The organism is Ochrobactrum sp. PL_is483, assembly GCF_055816855.1.
Window position 1 is genome coordinate 173,443 of sequence record NZ_JBVPGS010000030.1, and the last position, 12,565, is coordinate 186,007.

Consider the following 12,565-nt stretch of genomic DNA (forward strand, 5'->3'; position numbering starts at 1 on the left):
GGAAACAGAAAAAGCCCGGATCGCTCCGGGCTTTTTGTCACTTCTTCTTTTTGGCACGGCCTGCGAACGGGTTGTCCGAGGTGCGCAAGGAAAGCCTGATCGGCACGCCCGGCATGTCGAAAGTTTCGCGCAGGCCGTTGATGAGATAGCGCACATAGGATTGCGGCATCGCATCGGGGCGCGAGCAGGAGACGACGAAGCCCGGCGGGCGGGTCTTTACCTGCGTCATATATTTCACCTTCAGGCGGCGACCCGAAACTGCCGGTGGCGGCTGGTGCGCGATGACACCCGTCAGCCAGCGGTTGAGACGCCCGGTTGAAATACGGCGATTCCAGATTTCGTGGGTCTTGACGACATTCTCCATGAGCTTGTCGATGCCCTGTCCGCGCTCGCCGGAAATCGGCACGGCGCGAAGCCCGCGCACCTGCGGCAGCAGGCGGGCCGTCTTTTCGTAAAGATCGGCGAGGACCATCTGGCGGTCTTCGATCAAATCCCATTTGTTGAATGCGATGATCGGCGCCCGGCCCTCACGGATGATGAGATCGGCAATCTGCAAATCCTGCTTCTCGAACGGGATCGTCGCGTCGAGCACGATGATCACGACTTCCGCAAACCGGATGGCACGCAGGCCGTCGGCGACCGACAGCTTTTCGAGCTTTTCCTGCACGCGCGACTTGCGGCGGAGGCCAGCCGTGTCAAACAGCTTGATCTTGCGGCCCCGCCATTCCCAATCCACCGAGATCGAGTCACGCGTAATGCCTGCTTCCGGTCCGGTCAGCAGGCGGTCTTCGCCGAGCATCGTGTTGATCATCGTGGACTTGCCAGCATTCGGGCGTCCGACAATGGCAATGCGCATCGGCTTGGTGGCATCGTAGGCTGGGATTTCTTCTTCGTCCGGGTCCTCGATGTCGTCGCCGATCAGTTCGCCGACAGCCTTCGGTGTGAAAACCTCGTCGGCGGCTTCCTCTTCCTTCTCGTCGGCGAAGACGCGCTCTTCGCCCAAAAGCTCGACAATCGCGTCGCGCAGGTCGGGCATGCCCTGGCCGTGCTCGGCAGAGATCGGGCATGGTTCGCCAAGGCCAAGCTGGAAAGCGTCATACATGCCGGATTGCGCGCCGCGCGCTTCCGCCTTGTTGGCCACCAGCACGACCGGCTTGCCGGAACGGCGCACCACTTCGGCAAAGGTGCTGTCGGTCGGCGTGATACCGGCCTTGGCATCGATGACGAACAGGATCACGTCCGCTTCCTGAATGGCGGCCTCGGTCTGGGCGCGCATGCGCGCTTCCAGACTGTCATTGGCAGCTTCTTCCAGACCGGCTGTGTCGATGACCTGAAATTTCAGATCGTAAAGCTTGGCATCGTGGATGCGCCGGTCGCGCGTGACGCCCGGCAGGTCATCGACCAGCGCCAGCTTGCGGCCGACGAGGCGATTGAACAGCGTGGACTTGCCGACATTGGGACGCCCGACGATGGCGACTGTGAAACCCATGGGAGAAGATAACTCCAGAAATCAGAGCGGTTCCGATTTCGATCGAAACGTGGAACCGCTCTATTTATTTATCCTGACGCGCATCTTATCCGAAAACCGCTTCACACTTTTCGGGATGCGCTTGTTTATTACGTATTTTGCGCGTCGGGCACCTTGACGCCCGCGCTGCGCATCAGATCGAGCATCGTATTGGAACGCTGGCGGGTATTGGCCGGAGCAAGATTGTCATTGGCAATCTGCTGGAACAGCTTGACCGCATCATCGAAACGCTCGGCCTTCCATGCCGCCAGCCCCAGGGCTTCCCGCGCGCTTGAACGCATCGGATTGCCGTCGGCGGACAGCGTTTCCACGCGCTTGGCCACATCGTCATAAGAACCGCTGTCGACCAGCAGATAGCCTGCCCGCAAGCGCGCCACATCGCGCAGCGGCGCGGGCACTGCGTTGTCGGCGGCAACGTCATCGAAAGCCTTCACGGCACCGGCGGCATCGCCCTTGTCGGCGATCACCGAAGCGGCGCGAAGACGCGCCAGCACCGGATAGGAGCCGTAGCCGGTCTTTTCGAGATCGTCGAGCGCAGCAAGCGCCTCATCGTTCTTGCCTGCCGAGGCGAGATCGAGCGCGGCCAGAAACTTGTCGCCGGAAGCGGAAGCCTTGCTGTCGGTCCAGTGCTGATAGCCGACCCAGCCAGCCGTTCCCAGAACGATCGCAACGGCAGCACCAATCACGACCGGGCCGAAATTCTTCCAGACCTGCTTTGCCCGTTCCGAACGGAGTTCCTCGTTTACCTCGCGAATGAAACTGTCGTCTGCCATGGACCTGCCATCGTTCTTGAAACTGGTTTACGAAATAGATGTTCTGGCGCTTTTAGTCGGAATTGTCGCCATATGTAAGACCCGTCTGTGAAATAAGCCGAAACACGTGTCACAAAGTGCATTTCGGTCCGACAATAGCCTTATTCAAGGAATAGAGCATTTCCAGCAAAAGCGTGAAACGGTTTTGCGTTGGAGAATGCGACAAAACAAATAGTTAGAGCGGTTCCGATGATTCAGTAAAAATAGGAACCGCTCTTGTGACAATTCTTCGGAACCCTTCCTCCTCCCCCCCCCTCGTTTAGTGGTCCATGCGCTTTCTTTCCCCCCGCCCTGTTCTTCTTTCAGCCCTGGCTCTTTCCACCTGCACCGCGCAGGCGGAACCGGCGCCCGCAAAGCCGCAATATGTGCTGATCTCCTTCGATGGCGCGCACGACAATGCGCTGTGGACCCGCTCGCGCGAATTGGCGAAGAAAAACAACGCGCATTTCACCTATTTCCTGTCCTGCGTCTTCCTGATGACCAAGCAGAACCGGCGGGATTACCAGCCGCCACGCAAGCGGGCGGGATCGTCCAATGTCGGCTTCGCGCTCAGCCGCGATGAAGTCGTCGCCCGCCTTGGCAATATCTGGCAGGCGCATCTGGAAGGAAACGAGATCGCCAGCCATGGCTGCGGCCATTTCGACGGCACCGACTGGTCGACCGCCGACTGGGACAAGGAGATCAGGGAATTCCGCCGCATCACCGCTGACGCCTACAAGAATAACGGCATCGAAGGCGAGCCGGAAGGCTGGCGCGATCTGGCGCTGAACGGCATTGCCGGCTTCCGCGCGCCCTATCTCGCCGCATCGAAGCCGGTGCAGGATGTGCTGAAGGCGAACGGCTTTCGCTATCAAGCGTCGTCCGTCACCCGCGGCCCGGAAGAACCGATCATTGCCGGCCGGTTCGCATCCTTTGGATTGCCGCTTATCCCGGAAGGCCCGTCGCAGCGCCCCATCGTGGCGATGGACTATAATCTCTATGTCCGCCACTCGAAGGGCAAGGAAGCCGTGCTGCAATCGGCGGCGTTCGAGGAGCGGGCCTACAAGGCTTTCCGGGCAGCCTTCGACAGGCAATATGCGGGCGAGCGCATTCCGCTTCAGCTTGGCTTTCATTTCGTGCTGATGAATGACGGCGCCTACTGGCGCGCCATGGAACGGCTGGTGACGGAAGTCTGCACCAAGCCGGACGTCAAATGCACGACCTACAGCGACTATCTGGACAGTCTCGACAGGGAGACGGTCCACGCAGGCCAGAACAGGTCCTGACTTTAGGCCGAAGGCAGTGTTTCCAGATTTTCGAGATCCAGCGCGGGTAGCGGCTCGTCGCGGATAGTTGCCTCAAAAGCTCTCAGACGCTTGTAGATCGACAGCAGCTCGATGATCGTCGTCCACGATTTGACGAGATACTGGAACGATTCTTGTACCTGCGAAAATACATTGATGATCTGGTTCATCAGGCCAAGCGTCAGCTTTCCAGCCACGATGGACGGTATGAGGATCAGGGTCGCGAAAATATTGTCGGCCTGCAGATAGAAAATGCGGGCCACGTTGAAATAGACATAGTGGAAATAGAGCCGGAAATAATTGTGCCGGACGTTGCGGAACAATTCGGCCATTGTGACTGGCCCGGCGCGATCGTCATGATCTTCACCATAGACGAGTTCCTTGCGGTAAGCCGCTTCCACGCGCTGGTTGTTGAACTCCAGCCCAGGCAACTTGATGCCGACCAGCGCCAGCAGACCGGTCCCGAAGGCAGCCCAGAAAACAGCCGCCCATACAAGCGCATGTGGTATTGTGCCGATAACCGGCAACTCGGTGATTTTCTCGGAAAAGCTGAACAGGACCGGCAGAAAGGCGATCAGCGTCAGAATAGCTTTCACCAGATTGACACCGAGCTGTTCCAGCGTCGTTGAAAAGCGCATCGTATCTTCCTGCACACGCTGTGCAGCGCCTTCGATGGAACGCAGTTTCGGCCAGTACCTGACATAATAGTCATTCATCGCCGTGCGCCATCGGAAGATATAATGGCTGACGAAGAAGAGGCTCAAAACGCTGATCGTAACGCTAATAAAAGCAATCTTGGCAAAAGTGACCAGCCCCCAGTAGAAATCGGACGCGCTTACGGCGCCGGGTGTTGTCAGCGCCTTCTGTATCATGTCGTAGAACGGCCCATACCAGGCATTGACCGCCACGCTGACCTGCACGCCGAAATAGGTGGTGAACAGGATCAGCGCCGATCCGAGTATCGACCAGCGCTGCCACGGATGCGGAGAGAACCACGCCCAGAACAGATAGAACGCGACCACCGCCACCGCGAAATAAATATAGAACCAGAGAAACGGCGCCGACCAGAAGACGCTTGCGCCGATGATCGGCGCAGCGTCATGCGCCAGCGGCGGCAGGCCGAATGTTGCGCCCAGCCTTTCTCCTCCCTCGTACCAGCCGATTATCGCCAGCAGGCACCAGCCGAGAGCGGACCAGAAGAACAGTTTCGGGCGGGGAAAGAACGACACAAACACCGGATTTCATCCAACTCTTGAGGAACTATCCTCATAAGAAGCCGGTCCTTGCGCCTTTACCAGTTAAATTCCTGTAAGGTTTTCAGCCCCTTGTTCCGGCAGCGCGTCCCGCCACGATGCCTAGCACCGCGACGACCACCAGCGAGAGCGCTGCGGCCAGACTTGCCGAGGTGAACGAACCGGAGCGCTGCGCCATGAAGCCTGCCACCAGCGGGCCGACGATCTGGCCGATGCTGAAGCAGACGGTCATTCGCGCCAGAGCGCGTTTCGGTGACGCCGGTGCGAGCGTGCGGGCAATCTGCAATCCGAACGCGGTCAATGCCATGAAGGTGATGCCGAGAAGCGCGCCGCCCACAAGCGGCCCAAGCGGCGGCGCCAGAACCACGCTCGCGGCAACGCCGATGGCCTCCAGAATGGCGGTCAGGGCAAATGCGTGGAAAAGGCCGAACTTCTTCGCAGCCGGACCCCACAGCCAGATCGAGGGCGCAGCCGTCAGGCCGGTCACCACCCACACGGACGCTTCCATCAGCGGACCGCCATCGGTCGCGCGCACGATTGCAATCAGGAACGTCGCCGTGATGACATAGCCGAAGCCGAAAATCCCATAGGCCAGCGCCAGCGCGTTGAAGGCGAGGCTTTTGGGGAGCGGCGGCTCACGCGTGCCGCTGTTTCCGCCGACCGGACCTTCCTTCACGAAAGCCGCAACCAGAACAACCATCACGATGGTCAGGACCGCAGCGCCGATCCAGTCTGCGCGCCAATCAAGTCCGGCAAAGCGGATCAGCGCCACCAGAACGGCGGAAAGCGCTATGCCGCTGCCAACGCCGCCGAAATGCAAGGCGCCAAGCCCCGCCTTTTCCGCCGCCGTGACGTGGCTCAGCACGATTGCCGTAGACAGGATCATCGTCACCGCGCTTATGAAGCCCGCCGCAAAGCGGATGATGGAAAACAGCCATACGCCGTCAAAAAGCGCCATGGCCGCGCACAGCAAACCGCTGATTATCAGGCCCGCGATCACGCTTGCCCGTTCGATGCCCGCAGACCAGCCGTAGCCGGCAACGACCGCCCCCAGCAGATAGCCGATATAGTTTGCAGACGCGATAAAACCGGCATCGGCGGCGGTGAAGCCGATATCGGCCATCATTCCGGGCAGGATCGGCGTATAGATGAAGCGCCCGATCCCCATGGCGGCGGCCATGGCGAGAAAACCGCCGAAGGCATAGCGGACGGCAGTGTTGCGTCGGGGAAAAATTTGCTGGTTCATTCGAGGGAGGTCTCTGTTGTTCGCCAGGAACATAAACCTCGCGCCCGGCGGGACAATTCAATTTTTCTGATCGGATCGATCACCTGGAATGACGCTGAAACCGTTTCCCGCCTTTTGCCGCTGCACCGGCCATTGGGGCGGCGCGCCAATAGCCTGCTGGTCTTTGCCTGCGGGTTTACCGCGTGGCATAAAAGCTGGAAGCAGATGCGGCAACGGCACTGTTTCTAATTTGAAAGCAAGCAGCGGAGTGTAGCCTCGGCGCGCTGGCATTAGCCTTCCTTCATGCTCATATTGAAGGAATACGGACATGAACCTTATGACCATGAAGACCCACGACCCTGACGAAAATCGCTGGCAGAAGGTGCTCGACCGCGACAAGGCGTCGGACGGGACATTTGTCTATGCAGTGCGCACCACCGGCGTCTATTGCCGTCCGTCATGCCCGTCGCGGCGCGGAAAGCGCGAAAACGTACAGTTTTTCGATGGTTGCGAGGATGCGGAACGCGCAGGCTTCCGGCCCTGCATGCGCTGCAAGCCGCATCTCTCCGAAACGCTGGCGACGCAGAACAGCACCCGCTATGCCGATATGGTCGCGAGTGCCTGCCGCTTCATTGAGACGGCGGAAGAAGTGCCTTCCCTTGAAGAAATAGCGGCTTCGGTGAAAGCGAGCTCCGCCCATTTTCACCGCATTTTCAAGGAGTTCACGGGGCTGACCCCGAAAGCCTATGCCGATGCGCACCGCGCGAAGAAGATGCGAGCAGCACTCGATGCGCCGGAAATCCGCGTAACCGACGCAATCTATGATGCCGGTTACAATTCCAGCAGCCGCTTCTATGAGGCTTCGGACGGAATTTTGGGAATGACTCCAAAGGCTTACAAGCAAGGCGGCAAAAATGCGGATATCCGTTTCGCCATCGGCCAGTCAACGCTCGGCGCGGTACTGGTGGCTGCGAGCGACAGGGGTGTCTGCGCGATTTTGATGGGCGACGACCCGGAAGAGCTGATCCGCGATCTGGAAAGGCGCTTTCCGCAGGCCAATCTCATCGGCGCGGACCGCGATTTCGAGGATATGGTGGCCAAAGTGGTGGGCTTCGTCGAAGCGCCCCGCATCGGTCTCGACCTGCCGCTCGATCTACAGGGAACCGCGTTCCAGCAGCGGGTGTGGCAGGCCCTGCGGGAAATTCCTGTCGGTAAAACAGTGAGTTACACCGAAATTGCCGAGCGCATCGGCGCGCCGAAATCGGTGCGGGCGGTAGCGCAAGCCTGCGCCGCCAACAAGATCGCCGTCGCGGTCCCGTGCCACCGCGTGGTGCGCAACGATGGCGGTCTTTCCGGCTATCGCTGGGGCATTGAGCGCAAGCGCGATCTTCTCAAGCGGGAGGGCCAGGCGTGAGTGATATCCCTGCCTATGACTGGCAAAAAATCGGTGCCGAACTGGACGAGTTCGGTGCCTCAATCCTCAAAAACATAATTTCGCCACAGGATTGCCGCGAAATAGCCGCCGGCTACTACAATTTGGCCGCATTTCGAAGCGTTATTTCGATGCGAAAACACGGTTTTGGGCGCGGAGAATACAAATATTACGCAAATCCCATTCCTGCCTTAATTTTGAATCTGCGTCAGAAGCTCTATCCGCAGCTTGCCCCCATCGCCAATCGGTGGAGCGAAAGGCTGGGATCGGATGTCCGCTTTCCGCCGACCCATGATGCGTTTCTGGAACGCTGCCACGCGGCGGGACAGACCCGGCCGACACCGCTCATCCTGCAATATGTGGAGGGCGATTATAATTGCCTGCATCAGGACATTTACGGCGATATCGCTTTTCCGTTGCAGGTGGCGATTTTGCTGTCCGAGCCGGAAAAGGATTTCACGGGTGGGGAGTTCGTCCTGACCGAACAGCGCCCGCGCATGCAAAGCCGGGCGGAAGTCGTGCCGCTGCGACGGGGAGACGGCGTGGTCTTCGCGGTCAATGACCGCCCGATGCAGGGAACACGCGGGGATTACCGCGTCAAGATGCGGCACGGCGTCAGCCGCATCCGCTCTGGCGAGCGGCATACGCTGGGCATAATCTTTCACGATTCCAGATAGAGGTTGAAACCGAGGTTTCGATGGCCTTTGATCGCAACAAAATGATTGAAGGAGTCGAATATGAGCGTGACCATCTACGGTATCAAGAACTGCGACACCATGAAGAAGGCGCGCACCTGGCTTGAAGACCACGGCATCGACTACGCGTTTCACGATTACAAGAAGGAAGGGCTCGACGGTGAAACGCTCGACCGTTTCCTGAAGGATATTCCGTGGGAGCAATTGCTCAACCGGGCCGGAACGACGTTTCGCAAACTGCCCGAGGAAGAACGCCAGAACGTCGATGCCGCCAAGGCGCGGGCGCTAATGCTGGCGCAGCCGTCCATGGTCAAGCGCCCGGTGCTCGACAAGGATGGAACGCTGACGGTCGGTTTCAAGCCGGACCAGTATGAAAACTTCTTCAAGCCTTGAGGCGGGAAAACGCTGCCATAGATAGCTGCCGATAATAAGAGCGCGTTTCGATCTGATTGAATCGGATCGGCGCTCTATTTATTTGTTTTTAGGTACATCTTGTCCGAAAACCGCTTCACGCTTTTCGGGATGTGCCGGATGGAGAAACCGATGCGGCAGCGCGCGAAGAAGGTCGTTCAGCAATGGTCCGCGAGCTGGCGCGATTCCCTGATTGCTTCCTTCGCGGGCGGGGTCGCCTGGCTGATCTGCCAGCTGCTTCTGAACCAGCCGAAACCCGTCTTTGCCATGGTAACGGCGGTGATCTGTCTGGCGCCGAACCTGCCCAACCATGGCAAGCAGGCGATTGGCGTGATCGTCGGGGTCACGACCGGCGTGCTGGTGGGCGAGCTTTCGCTGCTCTTGCGGGAAACAGTTCCGGTCTTCCACACAAGCATCGTGACTTTCGTTGCCATGGTGCTGGCAACCTCTTTCGGCATGGCGCCTGCAATTGCCATCCAGTCGGGCGTTTCGGCGATCCTGGTTCTTGCCATGGGGCCGCAGGTCGCTGGCGTGACACGGCTGGTGGATGTTCTGGTGGGCGCGGGCGTGGGCTTGCTGTTCAGCCAGATTTTGATGACGCCGAGCCCGCTGCTTCTGATCGACAAGGCGGCTCGCGGCCTGATCGACCGTCTTGCAAACGGGCTTAAACAATCGGCTATCGCGCTGGAAAAGCAGGACCCGGTGCGGGCGCAAAGTGCGATCAACCAGTTTACATCGGCGCACCGGGCGGTGATCGCTCTCGGCGACGGTATTGCGCTGGCGCGCAGCAACGCGCGCTGGTCGCTGCGCGGGCGGCTGGTGGCGCGCGAGGTGACGGAAATGGCAGGCCGCTACGACCGTCGCGGCATCCGCCTCTACGCATCGGCGCTGCTGTTCGGCGAAGCGCTGGGCAATGCGCTGCGCAAGAAGGAAGCCCCGCCGCCGCCATGGCTGGCGGAAGCCTTGCAGGTGGTCATCGCCAATTGCGAGCTGGAGGAAGGAGAGCAACCGCGCCGGATACCGCCCATGCCCAAGGACATTCCGTTCGGCTGGCGCGATTGCGTGCACCGGCTGTCATCGGTTCAGGACACGCTTCTGCACTTCCTGCATTCCGATATTCCCGACAGCCTTCCCGTACCCGAACGGCGGCAAAAGCAAACTGCGGCCTGACGGTTTTCAGGCCAGAGACCACACATGCTGCGCCAGCTCGTCCGCTGCCTGTTGTGCGAGCGTCGGGCGATTCCGCCAGTCGTCCAGGGCAGCGCCGCGATAGGCCGCCTGCGCGAGCGCAAGGACCGACGCGGTTTCGGGCGAAACACGCGGCAGTGCCCATTCGGCAGCGGCATCTTTCGGCGCGAATTTTCCGGTTTCGAGCGTGTACCACATGCGGGCAAGCGTCAGCAGGACGTTGCGCTCGTCGCCTGAAAGATTGCCGACGAGGGCAGGCAAAGCATCGGCAATCGCCCGCCGAACATCTTCGTGCGGCATGGGCGGCAGAAGATGTTCGCGCACGGGGCCAACGAGGCTTATGGCTTCCTGAGCGGCTTGCGCCAGCACCAGCGTATATTCGGGATCGGTGTGCGGCTGCGGCACGGTTCCCGCCTCGAATTCGTCGCGCAGCCATTCTCCATAAATGAAGGCGCAACGCGCGGGATAGCCGGGTTCAGCAAGATCCTGCCGCAGAAAGATCATCACTTCCAGGCATCTTGGCAGGCCGGGTCTGGCCGGGTGCCGGCCAGAAATCTGCATCAGACGGTCAACGAGATGCGCCCCGGTTTCGGGTGCCAGTGGCCGGTCGCTGACCGCCAGCAGATCGACATCGCTGTTGGGGCGAAGACCGCCATTCACGGCGGAGCCGTGCAGATATACGGCCTGCAAGGACGGCCCCAGACATTCTTGCAGAACGGTCAGGGCCTTCGCCGCTTCTTCGGGGATTGCTGCGTGATTTCTATCCATCCTGCGTTGATACTGTCCCCGACGGACATATACAACGGCAGCCGACGACAGAAGGCCGTCGCTTTTTCAGGCCGCAGCAACTTCTCGCCGTTCCAAGGCGTATCCCGAAAAGTGCAAAGCGGTTTCCGGACAGGCTCCGCTTGAGCACCGGTCCGGTTCACTCAGATCGGTGCTCAAGAATGCGGTCGATCAATCCCCATTCGAGCCCTTGCTCGGCGGTCATGAAATTATCGCGGTCAAGCGCGCGTTCCACCTCTTCATAGGTGCGCCCGCAATGTTCTGCATAAAGCCGCGTCATCAGCCGCTTGGTTCGCTGGGCTTCCTCGGCATGGATGAAAATGTCCGATGCCTGCCCCTGAAAGCCGCCGGAGGGCTGGTGTACCAGCAGGTTGGCATTGGGAAGGGCGGCGCGATGGCCGGGCTCGCCCGCCATCAGCAGAAAGGACCCCATGGAACGCGCCGTCCCCATGCATAGCGTGTGCACCGGCGCGCGGACATAGCGCATCGTGTCATAGATGGCGAGGCCGCTGGTCACGACGCCGCCCGGCGAATTGATATAGAGATTGATCGGCTGCTTGGAATTTTCCGCTTCCAGAAACAGCAATTGCGCGCAGATCAGCGCGGATACGGTGTCGTTCACTTCGCCGTTGAGAAAGATGATCCGCTCGCGCAGCAGGCGCGAATAGATATCGAACGACCTTTCGCCGCGGCTCGACTGTTCGACGACCATAGGGACGAGTTGCATCGTTTCGCGCATGGGCGAACTCCTCTCTTCCAAAATCAGGATGTGGGTGCTTCAGGCGGCGCGCATGACCGGCATCCGGTTGCTGTTGGCGGCAACCGGTGCGGCATGTTTCACCCGCGCATCGTTCAATTCATGGATGACGCGCAGGCAGGTGCCACCGGCAATGCCCGGCACGATGCGGAACGTGACCATGCTTTCCAGAAAGGGCGGCTGGCTTTCCCGCATCCGGTAGCTGATCTCCTCGCCGGGCTTGCAGGAAGCAGGTTCGGGATCGGCCAATGCCTCGGATGGGAGCCAGTTTTCGCGAAACTCCGGAATGCTGATCGCGCGCCAGACTTTCTGCGGCGCGGCATCCAGCTCATATTCCAGCTCGATGCCATTTTCGCGGTGTTCTTCCTGCCGGTCGGTCATTGGTCCATATCCTTCAGCAAGGTTTTGAGAGCGTCGATACGTTCCGGCCAGTAGGCGCGGTATTTCGCAAGCCAGTTGGCGATGAGGGAGAGCCCGTTCGGATCGACTTCATAATTGACGAAGCGCCCTTCGCGTTCCTCGCGCACCAGTCCCGCGCCGCGCAACACCGCCAGATGCTGCGACATGGCAGGCTGGCTGATTGTCATGCCTTCCCGCAGCGCGCTTGCATTCATGCTGCCCGCTGCCAGCTTCTCGAAGATCATCCGGCGGGTCGGGTCGGCAAGCGCCCGGAATATGTCATTGAATATATCGCTCTCATTCATACGAACACATAAGCGTACACTTATGCGATTCGCAAGCGAAATCTGTTGTCGGCTCGCGAGAAAAGTCAGGCAAGCTTGTTCAACGGCACCCAGCCGCAGACCCCATTGGGCGCGCGGCACCATGCCCATCCATGCGTTTCCTCGATAACAAAGAGCGTAGCACCTTTATTGCAGGTCAGTTCCATGGCGGAATAATCGCGCAGGGTGACGGCCCGGCCATCTACGAAGGTGATGCAATCATCGGGAATCCATCCCGCACGGCCATCGGGTCCGACAGCCCATAGCCATCGGTAGCCGTCCCAGATTTCAGCTTTCCCGGTCAGGGATACAGCCTGCCCCTGGCTAAAGGCAATGGGATCACTGTACGGTGCAACGTGATCTTCCAGCAGACGTTTGGAAACAGGCTTTTCGAACATCGATTGCACTTCCGTTGCCAACAACTGGTGAAGATATTGCCGCCAGCGCCTTCGCTTGGAGCCTGAATCAAAAAG

At 59.7% G+C, this 12,565-nt stretch carries 15 protein-coding genes; 5 read left to right on the forward strand and 10 right to left on the reverse strand.

Going from position 1 to position 12,565, the window contains the following annotated elements; translation table 11 throughout:
- Window positions 1–37: 37 nt before the first annotated feature.
- A complete protein-coding gene (gene der, locus AC0TNJ_RS07295) occupies window positions 38–1,489 on the reverse strand; it encodes a ribosome biogenesis GTPase Der (protein ID WP_122000566.1) in 1,452 nt (483 codons plus the stop codon).
- Window positions 1,490–1,617: 128 nt separating this feature from the next.
- Window positions 1,618–2,301, reverse strand: a complete 684-nt coding sequence (locus AC0TNJ_RS07300; protein ID WP_473770706.1) for a tetratricopeptide repeat protein — start codon at window positions 2,299–2,301, stop codon at window positions 1,618–1,620.
- Between the two features lie 308 nt (window positions 2,302–2,609).
- Here AC0TNJ_RS07300 and AC0TNJ_RS07305 point away from each other — a divergent pair, with 308 nt between their 5' ends.
- Window positions 2,610–3,605: a polysaccharide deacetylase family protein gene (locus AC0TNJ_RS07305; protein WP_473770707.1), complete on the forward strand. Its 996-nt coding sequence runs from the start codon at window positions 2,610–2,612 to the stop codon at window positions 3,603–3,605.
- 2 nt (window positions 3,606–3,607) lie between these two features.
- Here the strand turns inward: AC0TNJ_RS07305 and sbmA are convergent, their stop codons facing one another.
- The 3 genes from sbmA to AC0TNJ_RS07320 all read right to left on the reverse strand — a co-directional run bounded on the left by sbmA (window position 3,608) and on the right by AC0TNJ_RS07320 (window position 6,431).
- Entirely contained in the window at window positions 3,608–4,858 is a 1,251-nt protein-coding gene (sbmA, locus tag AC0TNJ_RS07310) for a peptide antibiotic transporter SbmA (RefSeq protein ID WP_473770708.1), read from the reverse strand.
- Window positions 4,859–4,940: 82 nt separating this feature from the next.
- Complete coding sequence (locus AC0TNJ_RS07315) at window positions 4,941–6,122, reverse strand: YbfB/YjiJ family MFS transporter (RefSeq protein WP_473770709.1); 1,182 nt, start codon at window positions 6,120–6,122, stop codon at window positions 4,941–4,943.
- Between the two features lie 57 nt (window positions 6,123–6,179).
- Window positions 6,180–6,431, reverse strand: a complete 252-nt coding sequence (locus AC0TNJ_RS07320) for a hypothetical protein (protein ID WP_473770710.1) — start codon at window positions 6,429–6,431, stop codon at window positions 6,180–6,182.
- Between AC0TNJ_RS07320 and ada the strand changes: the two genes are divergently transcribed.
- The 4 genes from ada to AC0TNJ_RS07340 all read left to right on the forward strand — a co-directional run bounded on the left by ada (window position 6,430) and on the right by AC0TNJ_RS07340 (window position 9,809).
- Complete coding sequence (gene ada / locus AC0TNJ_RS07325; RefSeq protein WP_473770711.1) at window positions 6,430–7,515, forward strand: bifunctional DNA-binding transcriptional regulator/O6-methylguanine-DNA methyltransferase Ada; 1,086 nt, start codon at window positions 6,430–6,432, stop codon at window positions 7,513–7,515. The genes AC0TNJ_RS07320 and ada overlap by 2 nt on opposite strands.
- Complete coding sequence (locus tag AC0TNJ_RS07330; protein WP_473770712.1) at window positions 7,512–8,210, forward strand: 2OG-Fe(II) oxygenase; 699 nt, start codon at window positions 7,512–7,514, stop codon at window positions 8,208–8,210. The genes ada and AC0TNJ_RS07330 overlap by 4 nt, the downstream gene beginning before the upstream one ends.
- A gap of 60 nt (window positions 8,211–8,270) precedes the next feature.
- Window positions 8,271–8,621, forward strand: a complete 351-nt coding sequence (locus AC0TNJ_RS07335; RefSeq protein ID WP_122000573.1) for an ArsC family reductase — start codon at window positions 8,271–8,273, stop codon at window positions 8,619–8,621.
- A gap of 150 nt (window positions 8,622–8,771) precedes the next feature.
- Window positions 8,772–9,809, forward strand: a complete 1,038-nt coding sequence (locus AC0TNJ_RS07340) for an FUSC family protein (RefSeq protein WP_473770713.1) — start codon at window positions 8,772–8,774, stop codon at window positions 9,807–9,809.
- A gap of 6 nt (window positions 9,810–9,815) precedes the next feature.
- On the opposite strand, the gene ant(9)-Ic is transcribed toward AC0TNJ_RS07340, so the two are convergent.
- From ant(9)-Ic to AC0TNJ_RS07365, 5 genes are all read right to left on the reverse strand, one after another.
- Complete coding sequence (gene ant(9)-Ic / locus AC0TNJ_RS07345) at window positions 9,816–10,595, reverse strand: aminoglycoside nucleotidyltransferase ANT(9)-Ic (protein ID WP_473770714.1); 780 nt, start codon at window positions 10,593–10,595, stop codon at window positions 9,816–9,818.
- 157 nt (window positions 10,596–10,752) lie between these two features.
- Window positions 10,753–11,352 carry an ATP-dependent Clp protease proteolytic subunit gene (locus AC0TNJ_RS07350; RefSeq protein WP_112590509.1) on the reverse strand — a complete coding sequence of 200 codons (600 nt, stop codon included), beginning with the start codon at window positions 11,350–11,352 and terminating at the stop codon, window positions 10,753–10,755.
- 39 nt (window positions 11,353–11,391) lie between these two features.
- Window positions 11,392–11,751 (reverse strand): SRPBCC family protein, encoded by a 360-nt coding sequence (locus tag AC0TNJ_RS07355; RefSeq protein WP_473768748.1) that lies wholly within the window; start codon window positions 11,749–11,751, stop codon window positions 11,392–11,394.
- The gene (locus AC0TNJ_RS07360) at window positions 11,748–12,074 is read right to left on the reverse strand and encodes an ArsR/SmtB family transcription factor (protein WP_473770715.1); all 327 of its coding nucleotides are present in this window, start codon (window positions 12,072–12,074) and stop codon (window positions 11,748–11,750) included. The genes AC0TNJ_RS07355 and AC0TNJ_RS07360 overlap by 4 nt, the downstream gene beginning before the upstream one ends.
- 65 nt (window positions 12,075–12,139) lie before the next feature.
- Window positions 12,140–12,490 (reverse strand): SH3 domain-containing protein, encoded by a 351-nt coding sequence (locus tag AC0TNJ_RS07365; RefSeq protein WP_473770716.1) that lies wholly within the window; start codon window positions 12,488–12,490, stop codon window positions 12,140–12,142.
- Window positions 12,491–12,565: the final 75 nt, after the last annotated feature.